General features: G+C 63.0%; 19 protein-coding genes and 1 riboswitch. Of the genes, 7 read left to right on the top strand and 12 right to left on the bottom strand.

Going from position 1 to position 19,444, the window contains the following annotated elements; translation table 11 throughout:
* Window positions 1-3 precede the first annotated feature (3 nt).
* From HUN39_RS10815 to mog, 3 genes are all read right to left on the bottom strand, one after another.
* The gene (locus tag HUN39_RS10815) at window positions 4-627 is read right to left on the bottom strand and encodes a 2,3-bisphosphoglycerate-dependent phosphoglycerate mutase (RefSeq protein WP_175094522.1); all 624 of its coding nucleotides are present in this window, start codon (window positions 625-627) and stop codon (window positions 4-6) included.
* Window positions 628-642: 15 nt separating this feature from the next.
* Window positions 643-1,449, bottom strand: coding sequence for a 4-hydroxy-tetrahydrodipicolinate reductase (dapB, locus tag HUN39_RS10810; RefSeq protein ID WP_175094521.1), 807 nt, complete (start codon window positions 1,447-1,449; stop codon window positions 643-645).
* A 136-nt stretch (window positions 1,450-1,585) separates the two neighbouring features.
* The gene (gene mog, locus HUN39_RS10805; protein ID WP_175094520.1) at window positions 1,586-2,131 is read right to left on the bottom strand and encodes a molybdopterin adenylyltransferase; all 546 of its coding nucleotides are present in this window, start codon (window positions 2,129-2,131) and stop codon (window positions 1,586-1,588) included.
* A gap of 340 nt (window positions 2,132-2,471) precedes the next feature.
* Between mog and HUN39_RS10800 the strand changes: the two genes are divergently transcribed.
* Window positions 2,472-2,909, top strand: a complete 438-nt coding sequence (locus HUN39_RS10800) for a septal ring lytic transglycosylase RlpA family protein (protein ID WP_175094519.1) — start codon at window positions 2,472-2,474, stop codon at window positions 2,907-2,909.
* Window positions 2,910-2,960: 51 nt separating this feature from the next.
* On the opposite strand, the gene thiC is transcribed toward HUN39_RS10800, so the two are convergent.
* Window positions 2,961-4,787 carry a phosphomethylpyrimidine synthase ThiC gene (gene thiC / locus HUN39_RS10795; RefSeq protein ID WP_175094518.1) on the bottom strand — a complete coding sequence of 609 codons (1,827 nt, stop codon included), beginning with the start codon at window positions 4,785-4,787 and terminating at the stop codon, window positions 2,961-2,963.
* 98 nt (window positions 4,788-4,885) lie between these two features.
* Window positions 4,886-4,979, bottom strand: a riboswitch (TPP riboswitch).
* A gap of 85 nt (window positions 4,980-5,064) precedes the next feature.
* Here thiC and HUN39_RS10790 point away from each other — a divergent pair.
* Together HUN39_RS10790 and HUN39_RS10785 are read left to right on the top strand one after the other, a co-directional pair.
* Complete coding sequence (locus HUN39_RS10790) at window positions 5,065-7,602, top strand: cation-translocating P-type ATPase (protein ID WP_175094517.1); 2,538 nt, start codon at window positions 5,065-5,067, stop codon at window positions 7,600-7,602.
* A 124-nt stretch (window positions 7,603-7,726) separates the two neighbouring features.
* Entirely contained in the window at window positions 7,727-9,199 is a 1,473-nt protein-coding gene (locus tag HUN39_RS10785) for an OmpP1/FadL family transporter (RefSeq protein WP_408631400.1), read from the top strand.
* Window positions 9,200-9,283: 84 nt separating this feature from the next.
* Here the strand turns inward: HUN39_RS10785 and HUN39_RS10780 are convergent, their stop codons facing one another.
* On the bottom strand, window positions 9,284-10,420 hold the full coding sequence (locus tag HUN39_RS10780) for an Mrp/NBP35 family ATP-binding protein (protein WP_175094515.1): 1,137 nt from the start codon (window positions 10,418-10,420) through the stop codon (window positions 9,284-9,286).
* Window positions 10,421-10,675: 255 nt separating this feature from the next.
* Window positions 10,676-11,611, bottom strand: coding sequence for a 2-oxo acid dehydrogenase subunit E2 (locus HUN39_RS10775; RefSeq protein ID WP_175094514.1), 936 nt, complete (start codon window positions 11,609-11,611; stop codon window positions 10,676-10,678).
* Window positions 11,612-11,718: 107 nt separating this feature from the next.
* Between HUN39_RS10775 and HUN39_RS10770 the strand changes: the two genes are divergently transcribed.
* Window positions 11,719-12,159, top strand: a complete 441-nt coding sequence (locus tag HUN39_RS10770; RefSeq protein ID WP_175094513.1) for a DUF29 domain-containing protein — start codon at window positions 11,719-11,721, stop codon at window positions 12,157-12,159.
* A 69-nt stretch (window positions 12,160-12,228) separates the two neighbouring features.
* On the opposite strand, the gene HUN39_RS10765 is transcribed toward HUN39_RS10770, so the two are convergent.
* Entirely contained in the window at window positions 12,229-12,786 is a 558-nt protein-coding gene (locus tag HUN39_RS10765) for a phosphoribosyltransferase (protein WP_175094512.1), read from the bottom strand.
* Window positions 12,787-12,843: 57 nt separating this feature from the next.
* Here HUN39_RS10765 and HUN39_RS19590 point away from each other — a divergent pair, with 57 nt between their 5' ends.
* Window positions 12,844-13,797, top strand: a complete 954-nt coding sequence (locus HUN39_RS19590) for an AbiV family abortive infection protein (RefSeq protein ID WP_175094511.1) — start codon at window positions 12,844-12,846, stop codon at window positions 13,795-13,797.
* A gap of 174 nt (window positions 13,798-13,971) precedes the next feature.
* Here HUN39_RS19590 and HUN39_RS10755 read toward each other — a convergent pair whose 3' ends face one another.
* From HUN39_RS10755 to HUN39_RS10745, 3 genes are all read right to left on the bottom strand, one after another.
* Window positions 13,972-15,441 (bottom strand): pyruvate dehydrogenase complex E1 component subunit beta, encoded by a 1,470-nt coding sequence (locus HUN39_RS10755; RefSeq protein WP_175094510.1) that lies wholly within the window; start codon window positions 15,439-15,441, stop codon window positions 13,972-13,974.
* 12 nt (window positions 15,442-15,453) lie between these two features.
* On the bottom strand, window positions 15,454-16,461 hold the full coding sequence (gene pdhA, locus HUN39_RS10750) for a pyruvate dehydrogenase (acetyl-transferring) E1 component subunit alpha (RefSeq protein WP_175094509.1): 1,008 nt from the start codon (window positions 16,459-16,461) through the stop codon (window positions 15,454-15,456).
* A gap of 95 nt (window positions 16,462-16,556) precedes the next feature.
* A complete protein-coding gene (locus tag HUN39_RS10745; protein ID WP_232366038.1) occupies window positions 16,557-17,351 on the bottom strand; it encodes a DUF1499 domain-containing protein in 795 nt (264 codons plus the stop codon).
* Window positions 17,352-17,538: 187 nt separating this feature from the next.
* Between HUN39_RS10745 and HUN39_RS10740 the strand changes: the two genes are divergently transcribed.
* Together HUN39_RS10740 and HUN39_RS10735 are read left to right on the top strand one after the other, a co-directional pair.
* On the top strand, window positions 17,539-17,751 hold the full coding sequence (locus HUN39_RS10740) for a hypothetical protein (protein WP_029648829.1): 213 nt from the start codon (window positions 17,539-17,541) through the stop codon (window positions 17,749-17,751).
* Window positions 17,752-17,849: 98 nt separating this feature from the next.
* Window positions 17,850-18,158, top strand: coding sequence for a TonB-dependent receptor plug domain-containing protein (locus tag HUN39_RS10735; RefSeq protein WP_175094508.1), 309 nt, complete (start codon window positions 17,850-17,852; stop codon window positions 18,156-18,158).
* 54 nt (window positions 18,159-18,212) lie between these two features.
* Here the strand turns inward: HUN39_RS10735 and HUN39_RS10730 are convergent, their stop codons facing one another.
* Both HUN39_RS10730 and HUN39_RS10725 read right to left on the bottom strand, forming a co-directional pair.
* Window positions 18,213-18,782, bottom strand: a complete 570-nt coding sequence (locus HUN39_RS10730; protein WP_175094507.1) for an NUDIX domain-containing protein — start codon at window positions 18,780-18,782, stop codon at window positions 18,213-18,215.
* Between the two features lie 104 nt (window positions 18,783-18,886).
* On the bottom strand, window positions 18,887-19,444 hold a 558-nt coding region (locus tag HUN39_RS10725), incomplete at its 5' end, for an EF-Tu C-terminal domain-related protein (RefSeq protein WP_269750329.1).

Below are 19,444 nucleotides of genomic sequence, written 5' to 3'. Positions count from 1 at the left end.
AGGCTAAAGCAACACAGTCTTCGACGCCACCGTCGAATCGGCGTTGAGCTGGTAAATGATCGGAACGCCGGTCGTAAGTTCCAGCGTGGTCACAGACTCGGGCGTCATCTGCTCCAGCACCATGCAGAGCGCGCGCAGCGAATTGCCATGCGCCGCGACCAACGCCCTTTCGCCACGCATCACCGGCGGCAGAATGCGCTGGACATAGAAGGGCACGACCCGCGCGACCGTGTCCTTCAGGCTCTCGCCGCCTGGGGGCGGCACGTCATAGGAGCGTCGCCAAAGGTGCACCTGCTCTTCGCCCCATTTGTCGCGCGCCTCATCCTTGTTGAGCCCGGAAAGATCGCCGTAATGGCGCTCATTCAACGCGCGGTCCTTGATGGTCGGGACACTCGCCTGGCCCAGCTCCTCGAAAATGAGATCAATCGTGTGTTGCGCGCGCAGCAAAGCGGAGGTGAAGCCGACGCTGAATAGAATGTCCCGCTTCTTCAACTCGCGGCCGGCGCGGCGCGCCTCTTCGATGCCGAGCGGCGTCAAATCGGGGTTTTTCCAACCAGTGAAAAGGTTTTTGGCGTTCCACTCGCTTTGACCGTGGCGTACCAGAACGAGAGTGCGATTCATGCTCATAAATTCTCGTCGATATCAGGCGCCGGTAAGGCCAAGCACGTCGGCCATGGAGTAGAGCCCAGGGGCCTTCTCGCGCGTCCACAGCGCCGCGGCCAGGGCGCCGCGGGCGAAGACGCCCCGATCCTCGGCGCGGTGCGAGAATTCGATGCGCTCGCCGGCCCCGGCGAAGATGACCGTGTGATCGCCGACGACCGTGCCGCCGCGCAGGCTCGCAAATCCGATCTCGCCGATCCGCCGCGGCCCTGTCAGACCGTCGCGCCCACGCGCGCTGTTCTCGCCGAGATCGATTCCGCGACCGCGCGCGACCGCCTCGCCGAGCAGCAGCGCCGTTCCTGATGGCGCATCGACTTTGAGGCGGTGATGCATCTCGACGATCTCGGCGTCCCAAGCCGGTCCAAGCGCGCGCGCCGCGCGTTCGATAAGCACGGCGAGGAGATTGACGCCGAGGCTCATATTGCCGGAACGCACGATCGCCGTTTCCCGCGCGCATTCGGCGATGGCGGCGAGATCTTCCTGAGACAGTCCGGTCGTGCCGATGATGTGCGCCACCCGGGCCCGAGCCGCCGCCTGGGCCAGTTCCACGCTGCTGCTCGGAGACGAAAAGTCGACGATCGCGTCAGCGTCGCCGAGGGCGGCCCCGACGTCGCTCGTGATCGGCACGCCGTTCGGCGCCGCGCCGCCGCTGTCGGCGCCGAGCGCCGCAGAGCCGGGACGCTCCAGAGCGGCAGTCAATCGGACGCCCAAAGTATCGGGGATGATCTGGGTCAGCATCCGGCCCATGCGGCCCGCCGCGCCGACTACCACCAAACGCAATTCGTTCATGTTCGGTCGCCCTCGCCTCCCGCAGCTTAGCGGCTTCGATTCGCTTTTCGTGACGCGCCATTTCCTATACAGGCGAGGCGCCGCGATGAGAAGCGTGCAGCTTAGGCCCGGCGTCGGACGCTGCCCGAACGGGCGGTTATTTTGCTTTAGGGCGAAAGCTTTTGACAAGCGCCGGATCGGTCTCGATATAGGCCGCGCCGATAAGATCGAGGCAGTAAGGCACCGCCGACATGACGGCGTCGAGACAGAGTTCGATCGCCCTTGGCTTGCCCGGCAGATTGATCACGAGACACTTGCCGCGATGGGCGGCCAATTGTCGCGACAGGATCGCAGTTGGCGTCTGCGCCAGCGAAACCTGTCGCATCCGCTCGCCAAAGCCGGGCAGCTCGCGCGGGCAGGCCGCGAGCGTCGCTTCGGGCGTCAGATCGCGGGGGCTGGGGCCTGTGCCGCCGGTGGTGACGATGAGGTCGCAACCGACAGCGTCTGCCAAGTCGATAAGCGTGTCGCGCACGCTTTCAAGCCCATCAGGGATGATCCGCCGCTCGATGCGGAAGGGCGTCGTCAGCGCTGCGCGTAGATAGGCCTCGATCGCCGGACCGCTCTCATCTTCATAGACGCCGGCGCTCGCGCGATCGGAGGCGGTGACGACGCCGATGATCGCGGCGCGCTTTTGGTCTGTCATTCGCGGGTCTCCCGGCACGCATGTTTGCCGCCTCCGCTCGCTCTTGTCACTCCCCCACGCCGCAGCGCTTAAGCTAGTATAGATTGCACATATATCGCACAAAATGCAACTATGCAAAGACATATAGCGACAAGAAATTGAAAAATAGACTAACTATCGAGAATATTATGCGCTGCGACGAACATATACGCCAGGATATTGGCAGCACATATTTTGCCACATTTCACAATTAACTAATTTGTCTTCACCTCCATTCAGACGGATGGAAACTGTGCGCTTGACGAAGCGAACGCGCTCGTCAGCATCCTTCACGCATTGTGCGTAAACGGAGCAATCCTGAATGAATCGTATCTGTGGCGTACTGACGATCCTTGCACTGACGACCGCGCCGGCTCTGGCGCATCACCATCACGCCTCCCGCCATTCGTCGAGCCATGCCTCGCGCCATGCCTCGCGCCCCGTGGAGGCTTCGCAGGGTTTCACCGCCAACGCGTCATTCTACGGCGGCGGCCCGCGCCGCTATGAGCCCAACAGCCACACCGCCAATGGCGAACTGTTCAACATGTGGGACATGACGGCCGCCCACCGCACGCTGCCGATGGGCACGCGTCTGCGCCTGACCTACGCCGGGCGTTCGGTGGTGGTGCGCATCAATGACCGCGGACCGGCGGTCTGGACTGGGCGCAGCCTCGACGTGTCGCGCGGCGCGGCGACCCAGCTCGGCCTCATCGAACGCGGCACCGGACAGGTCCGCGTCGAGGTCATCGGAAAGAGCTAAGCAATTTAAGGCGCCCGGCGATAGCCGGGCGCCTTCGCCTTAAGGGCGCGCCTACTTCGCCGCGACGTATATGCTGGCGCCCTTTTCCAAAAATTCCGCGCTCTTTTCGGCCATGCCCTTCTGGCGTTCGATCTCTTTCGCCTCCTCGCGCAGATCGCGGGTGATCTGCATCGAGCAGAATTTTGGTCCGCACATCGAGCAGAAATGCGCGACCTTGTGCGCCTCTTTCGGCAGCGTCGCGTCGTGGAATTCGCGCGCCGTGTCGGGATCGAGTCCGATCTCGAACTGATCCTCCCAGCGGAAGTCGAAACGTGCCCGGCTCATGGCGTCGTCGCGTTCGCGCGCTGCCGGATGGCCCTTGGCGAGATCGGCGGCGTGCGCCGCGATGCGATAGGTGATGACGCCGGTCTTCACGTCGTCGCGATCCGGCAGGCCGAGATGTTCTTTAGGCGTGACGTAACACAGCATCGACGTGCCGAACCAGCCGATCATCGCGGCGCCGATGCCTGACGTGATGTGGTCGTAGCCCGGCGCGATGTCAGTGATGAGCGGGCCGAGCGTATAGAACGGCGCCTCGCCGCAGACTTTGAGTTGCTTGTCCATATTGGCTTTGATCTTGTGCATCGGCACATGGCCGGGGCCTTCGATCATCGTCTGACAGCCCTTGTCCCAGGCAATCTTCGTCAATTCGCCAAGCGTCTCCAGCTCGGCGAATTGCGCCGCGTCATTGGCGTCGGCGTTGCAGCCGGGGCGCAGACCGTCGCCGAGCGAGAAGGACACGTCATATTTGCGCATGATGTCGCAAATCTCGTCGAAGCGTTCATAGAGGAAGCTCTCCTTGTGCTTCGACAGGCACCAGCGCGCCATGATCGAGCCGCCACGCGAGACGATGCCGGTCACGCGATTGGCGGTGAGCGGCACATAGGCGAGACGCACGCCGGCATGGATCGTGAAGTAGTCCACGCCCTGCTCCGCTTGCTCGATCAGCGTGTCTTTAAAAACTTCCCAGTCGAGCTTCAGCGCATCGCCGCCAACCTTTTCCAAGGCCTGATAGATCGGCACCGTGCCGATCGGCACGGAGGCGTTGCGGATGATCCAGTCGCGGATGTTGTGAATGTTGCGGCCGGTGGAGAGGTCCATCACCGTGTCGGCGCCCCAGCGGATCGCCCACACCATCTTTTCGACCTCATCCGCAACGGAAGAGGTGACGGCCGAGTTGCCGATGTTGGCGTTGACCTTCACCAGGAAGTTGCGGCCGATAATGACCGGCTCGAGCTCCGGGTGATTGACATTCGCCGGAATGATGGCGCGGCCGCGCGCGATTTCCTCGCGCACGAATTCGGGCGTGACGAATTCGGGTATCGACGCGCCAAAGCTCTCGCCGTCGGCGATGCGTTCTTTCGCGACGTCAAGCGCGCGCTCGCGGCAGAGGTTCTCGCGATGCGCGACATAGATCATCTCCTCCGTCACGATTCCGGCGCGAGCGAACTCGAGCTGAGTGACGGGGCTGGCCCCGGCCGCTCGATGAAGCCTGCGCTCTGCCGGGCAAGGCGGCACCAGGCGCTCGCCTTCGGCGAAGCCGTTGTCTTCGGGCTTGATGCCGCGCCCTCGATAGGGTTCGAGACCAGCGCGCGTCGCGAGCCAGGGACGCGCCGAGGGCAATCCCGCGGAAAGGTCGGGCGTAAAGGATGCGCAGGTATAGGGTCCTGACGGGTCGTAGACCCGAAGCGGCGGCTCGCCCGACGATGGATCGAGCGCGACCTCGCGGTAGGGAACGCGAATGTCGTCGCGTTCCTTCGGCGAGGAATAGACCTTGCGCGATTTCCCGATCGGCCCGGTGGTGACGCTCGCCGGCATACGCTTGTCGTGGATGTTCATGATCGCGCTCCTTCATCGCGCTTCGTCAAGGGAAGCGGACGCTGAGTCAGGAAGACGAAGGAGGGATGCGCTATCACAGCGTCGACGCGAGGCGCCGTTCGCTTCTTCGCTGGCCTTCCCTACGCCGGCATGACCCGGATCAGGTTCGACGGGTGCTTCTCAGCCGCGCTTGCGGCGCCCCTCGCCATTATGGAAAAATTACCGCGTTCACACTCGTGTCGCAAGCTCGCGTGGCGATACCGGCAAAATAGCGTATAGCCCCGACGAGCCCAGACATATGAGGAATTTCAATTTCCAGGGCCTGACGTCGGAGGAAGCCGAGAGGCGTCTTGCCGAATGCGGGCCGAATGAGCAGCCAAGAGCTCCCCCGCCGGGCATATTCGCGATCGCGCTGCGCACGCTGAAAGAACCCATGTTCTTTCTGCTTGCGTCCGCCGCGTTGCTCTACCTTTTCGTCGGCGATCTGGGCGAAGGCCTGTTCATGGTCGCCGGCGCAGGCGCGTCGATCACTCTCGTTGTTCTGCAAGAGCTGCGAACCGAGCGCGCCCTTCAAGCGCTCAACCGACTGGCCGAACCAACCGCGACTTGTCTGCGCGACGGCGTCGAACGGCGCATCCCTGCCCGCGATCTCGTTCCCGGCGACCTCATTCTCGTCGGCGAGGGGGAGCGCGCGCCGGCGGACGCGCTGCTGATCGGCGGCGACGCGCTCGTCATCGACGAGTCCCTCCTCACGGGCGAGTCAGCCGCGGTGACGAAGACTCTCGCAAGCGAAGACCGCTCGGCGGAGTTTCCCGATCCTGGCGGCGAACATACGCCCTTTCTTTTTGCGGGAACCATGATCGCGCGAGGATCGGGATTGGCCGAGGTCGTGCGCACCGGCGCGCGCACGGCGATGGGCCGTCTCGGCGCGTCGCTCGCGGCGATCGAGGCCGAGCCCAGTCCTCTGCAGCAAAGGACCGGCAGGCTGGTCGCCACGCTCGGCGCCTTCGCTCTCATCTTTTGCGTCTTGGTGTTCCTTGCCTATTGGCGCGTGCATGGCGACTGGTTTGAGGGCGCCATCGCCGGCATCACGCTCGCCATCGGCCTTTTGCCGGAAGAATTTCCGATGGTGCTCGCGATCTTCCTCGCGCTGGGCGCTTTTCGGCTAGCGCGCCGCAACGTGCTCGTGCGTCGATCTTCGGTGACCGAGACGCTGGGCTCTACGTCGATTCTCTGTGTCGACAAGACCGGAACGCTGACGCAGAACCGCATGCGCGTCGCGTTCGCTATTTCCGAAAGTGACCAGGCGATCGATGCGCCGCTCGCGGATGCGGGGCAACGCATGCTCGTCCGCGCCGCCTTGCGCGCCTCATCGGCAAATCCCGTCGATCCGATGGATCGCGCCGTGCACGCCTTCGCGGCGGAAGCAGCCGTCGCATCGGAAGCCGTACCCCTTTGCAGCTTCCCGATCCGCCCGGACCTGCTCGCCTTCATTCAGTGCTGGCGCGATGAGTCGGGCGAGAGCTATGCCGCGAAAGGCGCGCCGGAAGCAATCTTCAAACTCGCGCGAGTCTCGGACGAAGAACGCGCACGCCTTCAGACGAAAATCGACGATCTGGCGCATCGCGGCCTTCGCGTGCTTGGCGTCGCGACGACGGCGCCGCTGCCGCAAGCGCCTCCGCCGGAAGTGGCGTCATTCAATTTCATAGGTCTGCTGGCCTTTGAGGATCCGCTTCGCGAGGAGGTCCCCGCAGCCGTCGCCGCCGCGCAGCGCGCGGGAGTCGCGGTGGCGATGATCACGGGCGACTATCCTGCGACGGCGCTGGCCATCGCGCGGCAAGCGGGCATCAATTCTGAAGCCGGCGTGCTCACCGGCGCTGAGATCGCGGCGACGCCGAACGAACTTCGTCCTGAAAAAATCCGCAACATGCGCGTCTTCGCCCGCGTGACGCCGACGAGCAAGCTGGCGCTGGTCGAGGCGTTCAAAGCCGACGGCCATATCGTCGCCATGACCGGAGACGGGGTCAATGACGGGCCGGCGCTCGCCGCCGCGCATATTGGCATCGCCATGGGCCAGCGCGGCTCGGATGTTGCGCGCGAAGCCGCGCACATCGTGCTGCTTGACGACAGCTTTGCCTCGATCGTCGCCGGCGTGGCGCTGGGGCGGCGCATCTTCGCCAATCTCCGCCGCGCGCTCACCTATGTGACGGCAATTCACATTCCGATCGCCGGCGTCGCACTGGCGCCAATCCTGATGGGGCTGCCGCCTCTGTTGCTGCCGGCGCATGTCGTGCTGATGGAGTTGATCATCGACCCGACCTGCGCGCTCGTTTTCGAGTCGCAGCCGAATGAGGCCGACGCCATGCTCAAACCGCCTCACCGGCGCGATGAGCCGCTTTTTGGTTCGCGCCAACTCTGGCTCGGTTTCGTGCAGGGCTTCGTCGTCTTCCTGACCGTGATGTCGGTCTACATCATCGACGATGGATTCGGCGCACCGGAGCCGCAGGCGCGCGGTCTCGCTTTCGCAACCCTTGTCGTCAGCAATCTCGTGCTCGCGCTCTCGGATGCGCTTCCGCGCGGCGCGTCCTTGTTCTCGCGCGACAATCTGCCGTTTTGGGGCGTCGCCTTCGCGGCCAGTGCGATGTTGACGGCCAGCCTTTACACGCCTGTCATCTCGGAGCTTCTGCGCTTCGAGTCGCCGACTTGGCCAAAACTGGTTCTGGCGCTGACGCTCGCAGTGATTGCAGGAAGCTGGTACGGCGTTTGGCGTCGGTTGCTCTATCCGGCGCCGCGCGCGCCGCGAGAAGACGCGGCCCTCACTGTCGATTTGCGTTGAGGCGCGCAATGCACAAACAGCACATGTGTTGCAAAGACGTTACAGAGAGGAGAAATCTTTGCTTGTGAAAGCGAATTTGCGCCTAAAGTCGAGTGGGTCTTGTAATGTTTAATACACTGTAAACATGCGTCGAACTTCGGCGCGACAAGCGAATGCCCGCCGGTGGCGAGGCTCAAGAGACGGTTCGCCTCGGGACTCGCCGACAATGAAAAAATCGAATTCGCGCAGCTTCCTCTTCACGCTAAGCGCAATCGCAGCGCTTGCGCCGTCCCTCTCCTTCGGCGCCGACGGCTATTTCCTTACAGGCTACGGTCCGCGTCAGCGGGCCTTAGGCGGCGCTGGCGTCGCCGACTCGCGAGACGCAATGGCCATGTCGATCAACCCGGCTGGCATTGTCGGACTCGACCGGATGTTTCAATTCGGACTCGGCGCGAGCCTGCCCGAGCGCGGGTATTCGACCGTTGGGCAGCCGGTGGTGCTGGCGCCTGGCGATGTCAGGAGCGGTCGACCGATCTTTCCCGTGCCAAACGGCGCCTATGTCCAGCCGATCGATGCCGAATCCGCATGGGGCGTCGCCAATTACGGCAACGGCGGGCTCAATACGTCCTATGACTTCGGGCATTTCAAGCCTCCGGTCAAAGCGGGCCCGGGCGGCGTGATTACCGTCTCTCCTTCGTTTGGCGGCGTCCTTGGCGGTGGCTGGGCGGGACTCGATCTTCAACAATCGTTTGTGAGCGCCACCTACGCCCGAAGATTCGGTCCGATTACTATTGGATTCTCGCCCACGATCGCTGTTCAGATGTTGAATGTGCAGGGATTGAAAATCCTCTCCCCCTACTCCTCCAACATGTACAACTTTTCCGACATGGCCTACGATTGGTCGGTCGGGGGCGGCTTCCGCATCGGCTTGGAGTGGCGCGCGACGGATGAACTGCGCTTTGGCTTCGCCGGCACGACGCCCATGTTCATGTCGAAATTTGACAAATACAGAGGACTTTTAGCGGACCAAGGCAGTTTCGACATTCCGGCGAACGTGATCGCCGGCGTCGCCTATGACGTGCTGCCCAACCTCACGCTGATGGCTGACTGGAGACACATCTTCTATTCAGCGACGTCCGTAGGCAATCAAAGCTTTCCCATCTGGTACGGGTCGTTCGGTTCATCCGGCGGGCTTGGATTCGATTGGCGTGACACCGATTCCGCGTCATTGGGCGCAGAATGGCGCGCCACGTCAAAGCTGGCCTTGCGCGTTGGCTACCATTACTCAACTGTCCCGGGTAGAGAGCGCGCCGCCACGCTTGCCGCGCTGGCGCCTGCTGTCGCCGCTCACTCCGTTACCGGCGGCTTCGGCTATCAACTGACGAAAAATTCATCGATCGATTTCGCCGCCATTTATGACTTCAAGAATTCGGTCAGCTACTTCGAGAACGCTCCCTTCGTCGGCCGGGCGTTCTCTCCCGCAATTCCAATAAATCTGTTTCCCCATTATAATACAAACGCTGTCATCACCGCCTGGGGACGCGCCACCCAGTTCACGGTCGGCTACAACTACAAATGGGATGCAGGCGATACGTCCTGGATCCCCAGTCATTTCTGAAAACGAGCGCTCCCTGACGGCCGCAGCGATCGGCCCGCCTGGCGCGCCTCCGAAAAGGAGGCGCGTCTTTTTATGCGTCTCGCCTCAACCGACGACGATCTTTGGCGCAGTGCGCTGCTTTTGCGTTTCAAGCAGCGTTTTCACCTTCGCCGCCAGATTGAGATAGACCGCGGCCTGCGGGCTGTCGGGCTCGGCGCCCACGACCGGTCTCCCAGCGTCCGAGGTTTGACGGATCTTGATGTCGAGCGGCGCCTCGCCCAGAAATGGCACGCCCATCTGTTCGGCGTCATGGCGCGCGCCGCCATGCGCGAAGATCTCCGAGCGCCCGCCGCAGTGGGGGCACAGGAAGTAGCTCATATTTTCAATAACGCCGAGGATCGGAGTCTCGACTTTCTGGAACATCGACACGGCGCGCCGAGCGTCGATCAGCGCCAAATCCTGCGGCGTCGAGACGATCACCGCGCCGGCGAGCGGGACCTGCTGCGCGATGGTGAGCTGAACGTCGCCGGTGCCGGGAGGCATGTCGATGACGAGCGCGTCGAGTTCTCCCCAGGCGACTTCGCCGAGCATTTGCGAAATCGCCTGCGACACCATCGGACCGCGCCAGACCATCGGCACGTTCTCGTCGACGAGAAAGCCCATCGACATGATCTTCACGCCATAGGCTTCGAGCGGCACGAGCTTGCCGCCCTCGACCTTGGGTTTGTCAGTCAAGCCGAAAAGCCGCGGCATCGAGGGGCCATAGACGTCGGCGTCGAGCAGGCCGACGCGCCACCCCTGAGCGGCGAGGCCGAGCGCAAGATTGGCCGATGTGGTCGACTTGCCGACGCCGCCCTTGCCCGAGGCGACGGCGACAATGAAACGGATTTTTTCCAGCGCCGGAATCCCGGCTTTTTGTTGAGGCGGCGGCGCGCCGGCCCCATGCGCATGGCCATGGGCATGGGCATGGGCTTGAGCCCGAGGCGGCTGAGCCTCGGGGCGCGAGGCGCGTTCAGCGGTCAAGGTCACGATCGCCTGCTCGACGCCGGGCGCCGCCTTGATCGCGCGCTCGGCCGCGACTCGCGCCGCCTCCCAGGCCTGAGTCTGGCTCGGATCGCCGGCCAATGAAACGAAGGCTTTGGCGCCCGACACATTGACGCCGCTTACCGCGCCGGCGAGCGGCGCTCCGCCCGGCCCGTAGAGCCCTTCCAGAGCCTTCAAAATGTCAGCTTCCGTCGCCACGCGCCCGCTCCTTGCCTGTTTAGAGCTGTTCCAGGCAAGCCATATGCCGCGATTAGCGCCCCTCGTCCATCGGACGGCCGCAACAATCGCGCTCCTTCTGCACGGGCGGGCATGGCACGTCGCCATAGGAGCAGAACACCCAGCAGTCTCCCGAAGGTGTCGCGCGGAACGCGTGACGGTAAGGGCCCTCATCCGACCCTCGCTAACGCGAGGGCCACCTTCTCCCGCATGCGGGAGAAGGAGACTGCCCGCCCGTCACGCGAACATCATCGCCGGATGTTCGATGACATGTTTGAATTCCGCCAAGAGCTCGGCGCCGAGCGCGCCGTCGACGGCGCGATGATCGCAGGACAGCGTCACGCTCATCATTGTCGCCACAATGGGCGCGCCGTTCTTCACGATCATGCGCTGCTCGCCCTGCCCGACCGCCAGGATCGTCGACTGCGGCGGATTGATCACCGCCGTGAAACTCTGCACGCCATACATGCCGAGATTGGAGACCGCCGACACGCCGCCTTCATATTCATGCGGCTTGAGCTTGCGCGCGCGGGCGCGCCCGGCGAGCTCCTTGATCTCCTCGGAGATCTCGCGAACCGATTTCGCCTGCGCGTTACGGATGATCGGCGTGACGAGCCCGCCAGGGATCGACACGGCGACGCCGATATCGGAGGATTTGTGGCGCAGCAACGCGTCCGGCGTATAGGTGACATTGGCTTCTGGCTTGCGCTGCAGCGCGATGGCGAGCGCCTTCACGACGTAATCATTGACCGACGTCTTCCATGTCGGTTTGCCGTCAGACCCGAGCGGCGCGGCGGCGTTAAAATCCTCGCGCAGGCGCAGCAGCGCATCGATCTCGCAGTCGACGTTGAGATAGAAATGCGGAATGGTCTGGATCGATTCCGTCAGCCGGCGCGCGATCGCCTTGCGCACATTGTCGTGCGGGATTTCCTCGTAAGCGCCGGCCTCGAAGAATTTGCGCGTTAGGTCAGCAGAGGGCGCTGCGGCGAGCGGCGCCGCCTTGGCCGTCTCTCCGCGCGCGAGCGCCGTTTTCACGTCGCGTTCGATGATCCGGCCGTGCGGCCCGGAGCCTTGGAGGGCGGAGAGGTCGAGTCCCCCTTCCCTCGCCAGACGGCGCGCGAGAGGCGAAGCGAAGATGCGGTCGCCGGCGGCGAATTGAGCGGGAGCGTTCATCGTGCGGAATCGCCTTTGGCGGCGGAAAGTTCGCTATATATTAGAGGCCTTGCCGAGAGCAGTCCATGAACGCGCCGCGCCGAGCGAATAAATCCCCCGAGAGAAAAATGGCCGCGAGCCAGCTTTATGACCAAGATTTTTACGCCTGGGCCAATGAGCAGGCGGCGCTGCTGCGCGCCGGAAAGCTCAGCGAGGCGGATATCGAGCATATCGCCGAAGAGGTGGAGAGCTTGGGCAAGACCGAAAAGCGCGAACTCGTCAGCCGCCTGATCGTCCTGATGGTGCACTTGCTGAAATGGCGCTTTCAGCCGAGCCTGCGCGGGCGGAGCTGGAAGCTGAGCGTCGACGAGCAGCGAATCGCGATTGACGCGCATCTTGCGGACAATCCCAGCCTCAAGAGTGTCATCGCTGAAGCGACGGCGCTCGCCTATCGGCAGGCGCGAATCGGCGCTCAGCGCGAAACCGACCTCGACGCCGCTGTGTTCCCCGCGCAGTGCCCCTGGACCTTCGAAGAGATGATGGCCGAGGACTTCTGGCCGGAGGGGTAATGCGGCGAGCGCGGCGGGGAATTGCGGCCCTGGACTCCTGAGAGACAAACCAGCAGGCCAAAGATCGCTCTAACTCGATCCGTCGTTCAACCACGCCGGCACTGCAACGGTTATCATGCAGTCCAAAGGCAAGCCTGCCTTACGAAGGTGGTGGAGCATAGCGGCAATCGTTTTTCCGCTCGCAATTGAGTCATCGACGATCAGCAAAGACTCGATCGCAGCTTCGTGGCCGTCGGCTTTGTACGCAAACTCGTTGACGATCTCCTCCAATGAAGAGGCACTCGCCGCTTTAGCCCTTTCTTTCCTCGAAAATCCGCCCGACAGGTCTGGTACGTTAGAATTCGGCGAGATCGATTCCAAGATAGATTCTCTGTAGACGATTGCGTCGGCTCTGGTGCTGGGTGGCGAGACTACTGCGTCGAACTTCGTCTTGTCATGCACTTCATCCGCCAAGAGCCGTGCATAGAAACAAGCCATGTTTCTGTATGATGTGGCAATGTCCGAGCCTTCATTTAGCCGCCCAGAACGAATCGACTGCAAATAGATCATGTCCCCAACGTTTGGCCATTTCCGCAGGAAGACCAGTTTAACCGTTTCCCCGGTTGGAAGAGTGAGATCGCTGATCATGTGACAATGCTACTATCCTCGATGAGCCTTCGGCAATCGATACCCAGGAGCTTTCAGGTGACGACGGCTACCGATCCAACCGGAACCGAGGATGTACAAGCTGCGTGGAGCGACCTCGTCGAGGCGCTTGCCGAAGGACGTCTCCCGATCCTTGAGACAATGAAGGGTGTCATTCCGCACATATACGAAAAAGGCGATCATGAAGGATTCGTGACCTTCACACGGGCATATCATGTGCTTATGAGCGATCGTAGGATCTTGGAACGTATGCACCAAGAAACGCTCGACGTATTGATGGAAAAGTTTTCGGGCGAATACGACGTGGAAGCTGTAAAGTATGGCATCCGCGCGAAAGACGGGTTTCGTCTCTTTGACAAGCTATGTTCGATCAAAACCGAAATGTATGGCGACGGCCCGCCGCTTTTAAGTGGCGACTCATTTGCCGAGTGCCTTGCTCAATATGCGCGCCTCGTGGGCCACGTTGAAGCCCTGTGGGATGATGCGTGCCGCCACTACAGAGAAGCTCGTTTTCCACTCTCAACCTTTTTGTCAATTCTCGCCATTGAGGAAGTAGGAAAGTTGGGACGTCTCTGGACCGATCTCCTCGCGTGGGACCGCACCCAACCCACCACACAAACAACTTTGGGTCGGCTTGGCCGAGATCACCGCAAGAAGCACTTCATGGGGATTATTTCAGGCGCAGTCATAAACGCGCGGCTTGATCGCATTTTAGGAAAGCAGCGGGTCAAGCAGCTCTTGCAGGATGTCGAGAGTGGCAAGATCGAGACGGTACGGCAGTCATGTCTCTACATCGATATGATGGACGGGAAGGTCGTGTTGCCCGAGGACGTGATTGATCGGGAAGCCGCCAAGTTTTACGTCGTCTTGGCTGGCGAGCTATGGGCGGAAATTTTGGGCCACTTTCCTTGGGAATTCGAACGGATGATCGAGAAGGTAACAGCGTTCGAGATCGAAATCGGCTTCTCTGAAGAGCACGTCAAGCGACGTTAGTGCTGTTCGCCTCGTTCCAGCCCTAGAGTGTCGGTCAATGCCACAAGGCGCAAATGCCTGCCCGGGAATCCAGAGTCGCAACAAGCGTGTCTGATTTTGCTCTGGATTCCCGATCGCGCGCTTTGCGCGCGTCGGGAATGACAGCGCGCGCGGCTTCCCGCATCGCGCGCCCAATCACCGATACAGAACCGCTTTCGCCGCCGTGACGACATCAGCCACGCTCGGCAAAGCGAGCTTTTCGAGATTGGCCGCGTAGGGCATCGGCGTGTCCTTGCCGGTGACGCGCAACACCGGCGCGTCGAGATAGTCGAAGGCTTCTTGCTGCACGCGCATGGCGATTTCGGCCGAGACGCCGCACTGCGGCCAGCCTTCTTCGATCGCGACGCAGCGGCCGGTCTTCTTGACGGACTCGATAATCGTCGCCGTGTCCATCGGGCGTAGCGTGCGCAAATCGATCACCTCGGCGTCGATCCCCTCTTTGGCGAGTTGTTCGGCGGCCTGCAGCGCATAGGTCATGCCTATCGAGAAGGAGACGAGCGTCACATCCTTGCCCGGCCTTGCGATGCGCGCCTTGCCGATCGGCAAGACGAAGTCCTCCAGCGCCGGCACTTCCGACGTCTTGCCGTAGAGAATCTCGTTCTCGAGAAACACGACCGGATTGTCGTTGCGGATCGCGGCCTTCAGCAGGCCCTTCGCATCGCTGGCGTTCGACGGCGAAATCACGATCAGCCCCGGCACCTGCGAATACCAGGCGGAATAATCCTGGCTGTGCTGCGCGGCGACGCGCGCCGCGGCGCCGTTCGGTCCGCGGAAAACGATCGGACAGTTGATCTGTCCGCCGGACATGTACAGCGTCTTCGCCGCCGAATTGACGATGTGGTCGATGGCCTGCATCGAGAAATTGAAGGTCATGAATTCGACGATCGGCCGCAGCCCGGCGAAGGCCGCGCCGACGCCAACGCCCGCGAAGCCATATTCGGTGATGGGCGTATCGACGACGCGTTTGGCGCCGAATTCCTGCAGCAGGCCCTGCGTGACCTTATAGGCGCCTTGATATTCGGCGACCTCCTCGCCGATCACGAAGACGCTCGGGTCGCGCCGCATCTCTTCGGCCATGGCGTCGCGCAAGGCTTCGCGCATGGTCATCGACACCATCGTCGTGCCTTCGGGCACCTCCGGCGCGACGCGCGGGGACGGCTGCGCGGCGACGCTCGTCGCCTTGGGCGCGGGCGTCGCGGCCTCGACGGCGGCTTTGGTCGCGGCCTTGTTGGCTTCGCCGGGTTCGTCCTGCGGCGCGGTCTGGCCTGGGACTGGCGGCGCCGCCTCGGCCTGCTCTTGCGCCTTGTCCTCTTCGCCGACGCGATCGACCGGCGCGTGGTCGGCGGTGTCGGCGACCTCCTCGCCTTCCTCGGCGATCACCGCGATCGGCGTGTTGACGGCGACATTCTCGGTGCCGCCGGGAATGAGGATGCGCGCCAGCACGCCTTCGTCGACGGCCTCGACCTCCATCGTGGCCTTGTCGGTCTCGATTTCAGCGATGACGTCGCCGGCTTTCACCGCGTCGCCTTCGTTCTTGAGCCATTTGGCGAGCTTGCCCTGCTCCATCGTGGGAGACAGCGCGGGCATGAGGACATTGACGGTCATTGACTCAATCCCTCACGACGCCAGCACGTCCGTCCACAACTCACTCGGGTCCGGCTCCTTGTCCGCAGTGGCGAAATCCGCGGCTTCGGCGACGATCTTGCGCGCATTGGCGTCGATCTTCTTGAGTTCGTCCTCGCTCATGCCGTCGGCGATCAGCCGCGCGCGGACTTGCTCGATCGGATCATGCTCCTCGCGCATCTTTTGGACTTCTTCCTTGGAGCGATATTTCGCGGGGTCGGACATCGAATGGCCGCGATAGCGATAGGTCTGCGCCTCTATGAGATAGGGGCCCTTGCCGGCGCGGCACCATTCGATCGCCTCGTCCGCCGTAGCCTTGACGATGCGCACGTCCATGCCGTCGATCTGCTTGCCCGGAATGCCGAAAGCCGCGCCGCGTTTGGAGAGGTCGATTTGCGCGGAGGCGCGGGAAATCTCCGTGCCCATCGCATAACGGTTGTTCTCGACAATGAAAACGACCGGCAGTTTCCAGAGCGACGCCATGTTGAAGGCTTCGTAGACCTGGCCTTGGTTGGCGGCGCCTTCTCCGAAAAAGGTCAAAGATACGCGGCCGTCGCCGCGATAGGCGTTAGCGAAAGCGACTCCCGCGCCGATCGGCGCGGGCGCGCCGACGATGCCATGCCCGCCATAGAAATTCGCTTCGCGCGAAAACATGTGCATCGACCCGCCCTTGCCCTTGGAATAGCCGCCGCGCTTTCCGGCGAGTTCCGCCATGACGCGCCTGGGCTCCATCCCCGAGGCGAGCATATGTCCATGGTCGCGGTAGCTCGTGGTGAACTGGTCGCCGTCGCGGGCAGCCATCTTGACGCCGACGACGACGGCTTCCTGGCCGATGTAAAGGTGGCAGAATCCGCCGATGACGCCCATGCCGTAGAGCTGTCCGGCCTTTTCCTCGAAGCGCCGGATGAGCAGCATTTCGCGAAAGGCGGTGAGCTCCTGCTCGCGGGTGAAGGGGGGAATCGTGGGCGCGCTTGCTGGAACGACGCCGCTTTCCTCGACCATATCACCGCTCCCGTCGCTAAGCTTTGCCGTGCAGACTAATCCAAGACGCCGCCGAAAACGAGCGTCTCGCGCTGCCGTTCAATTTGGGGAGCGCGCTAGCGCGTGTCGAGCTGCGACTGGAGTTCCTCGGCGAAGGCGGCGATTCTTTTGGCGTTCACGCCAAAGTCATGGCGTCCGTAACGCGACGCTGAGCGTAGATCGATGCGCGTCTGACCGGGCAGCGGCTTGAAGCGGACGGTGATGTCGTCGTCAAATCCCATGACGAGCGTTTTGTCGATGAAATCGATATGGCCGTCGCCGCTCCGTCCGCCCGGCGGCCGCTTGTCGACGAGCGTCCAGCCGCGGGCTTTGGCCGTTTTCAGCACCAGAGCATAGGCCTCGTCCGTGTCGAGATCGACGACGATCGGTTCGACGTCGGGATAGGCCGGCCGCTGCGCCTCCCGCGCGCGGGACGGGATGCCAGGAGGTTGGAAGCCGCTGCGCGCCTCGAAGGCGGCTTTGGAGAAGGAGAAATATGGAGGATCGGCGACGTCTGTGGAAATGTCGGAAAGCACCGGCAGCCGCACCGCCTCGAAAGCGAGATAGGCGGGGTAGCCGAGCGTCAACGCCGCGATGACGAACGCGGTCGCCGCCGCGCCGGCTCCGCGCCGTCCTGTCCGCCAGATCACGCTGCAAGCGGCGCAAAATAAAAGCAGCGCGATCAGCGCCAAGGCCATGGCGCCGCCAAGCGACGCGAGCGCCGACGCCGGGTCAAGGGCGCCAAGTCGCCCCAGAAGGATCGCCAAAATCGCCACAGTTGCGGCGAAAATCGCGAACCGTCGGCTCCAAAGCGCGACTTTCGACCAGGGCTCGGGCGGAAGATGGCGTCGCATCGGTTCACAGACTCGCATGACCGCCGCCACGGGGCGGCTCGGGCGTATTTTTCGCAATTTCACGGCGAATGCAACGGTTCTCGCGCATTTGAAAAAAAGTCGGGCGGGCGCGCCTCCGCGCCGGTTCCTTAGCGGCGCGTTAACTCGCCGAGGACAATCCTAGGAAAGCGTCCCTTGAGTTCCCCTCCTGTCGTCGAGCGCACCCATGTCCGACAAGTATTCCGTCGAGTTTAACGAGCCCCAATCCAACGGCCATCCCCATGACCTTCTCGCGCGGCTTTACCGCGAGATCGGCATTTCCGCCGTCGCCGCGGCGCTGGAGGTGGAGCAGTTCGCTCAGCAGCCGACGGCCACGGTCGAGCGTCTCGACGAGCGCCGCCTGCCCGCGGTGCTTCTGGGCGACGAACTCGCCGCCTGAGCTGGCGCTAAGCAGCGCTTTACACGGCCTTTTACGGCTGCCGGCCTGCTTCCTTGTGACCCCGGACCCCTATATGCTTCGGGCAGGAGGACAACGCCATGCGCAAGGCTGTCGCCCTATTCCTGCTCATCGTCCTCGCCACGGTTGGTCTGACAACCGCCGCCGCTGCCGAGTTACGCGTGCGCGGCGCGCACGCCCGGGTTCATCGCGTCGCGCCGCCGCCGCCATATACTGACGACGGCTATTTCGCCGACTATGTGACCGGACCGACGGGGGCTCCAACCCCCGTCATGCAAGTGCCGGGCTCTACCAGCGTCATCACCCGAAAAATGATGGACGATTTCCAGTCGCGCAATCTCTGCGACGCGCTGCAGCTCGCGCCGGGGGTCAGCGGCGGAGGCTGCTAGAATCCACCGTCATTCGCATGTGTCGGCTTACGTCGGCCATCCAGTCGACATGCGTCAGTCGAAGAGTTCAGGGCGGCGAAGACGCAGCGCCTGAACGAGCGCGAGCGTTTTCATGTCGACGAAGCCGTCCGCCGCCATCAACGCGGCGAGTTCCTTGAGGCCCAGTTCGACGACGCGAACCTCTTCGTCTTCATGCGCGACGCCGCCGCCGTCGCCGACGCGATCCTCGGCCCGGTATTCAGCCAGATAAAGCGTCATACGCTCGGTCGAGACGCCCGGCATCGACCAGGCGGTCGCGACATGTTCGAGCGCGCCGAGCCGCAATCCGCCTTCTTCGAGCGCCTCGCGTTTTGCCGTGGCGACCGCGTCATCCTCGCCCTCGACGAGACCGGCGATCGCTTCGAGCGAATGCGTCGCGCCGACGGCGATCAGCTCCGGGGCGCGCAGCTGCTCGACGAGCAGCGCCGTCTTGCGCGCGGGATCGTATGGCAGCACGGCGGCCGCGCAGCCATGGTCCTCGACATCGCGCAGGAAGGTCTTTCCGTCCGGCATGCGGATGGTCGCGATCGACATCGTCGCCCAGCGCTGGTGCGTTTGTTCGAGTTTGACGACGGAAGGCTTCATGGGGAACTTAATCTCTTGCCGCTATCTGAAATTGGATAGGCCAAAAAAAGGGGCAAGAGCGCGGCTCCTGCCCCTGTACTGATGTTCTCAGCGCGCGCCAGTGGTCACTCGATAATGCTGGCGACGACGCCGGCGCCGACGGTTCGGCCGCCTTCGCGGATGGCGAAGCGCAGCTTCTCCTCCATGGCGATCGGCACGATCAGCGCGACTTCCATCGTCACATTGTCGCCCGGCATCACCATCTCCACGCCCTCCGGCAATGTGACGATGCCGGTCACGTCCGTCGTGCGGAAATAGAACTGCGGGCGATAGTTGGTGAAGAACGGCGTATGACGGCCGCCCTCTTCCTTGGTGAGGATATACGCCTCGGCCTTGAACTTCGTGTGCGGCTTCACCGAGCCCGGCTTGCACAGCACCTGGCCACGCTCGACGTCCTCGCGCTTCGTGCCGCGCAGCAGGCAGCCGACATTGTCGCCCGCCTCGCCCTGGTCGAGCAGCTTGCGGAACATCTCGACGCCCGTCACCGTCGACTTCGTCGTCGGACGGATGCCGACGATCTCGACTTCCTCGCCCACCTTGATCACGCCGCGCTCAATGCGCCCCGTCACCACCGTGCCGCGGCCCGAAATCGAGAACACGTCCTCGACCGGCATCAGGAACGG

Origin of the sequence: Methylocystis silviterrae, from assembly GCF_013350005.1 — a bacterium.
In the GTDB taxonomy this organism is placed as follows: domain Bacteria; phylum Pseudomonadota; class Alphaproteobacteria; order Rhizobiales; family Beijerinckiaceae; genus Methylocystis; species Methylocystis silviterrae.
Note: the sequence above shows the minus strand (reverse complement) of the source record. Positions and strands in the feature narration are given on the sequence as shown.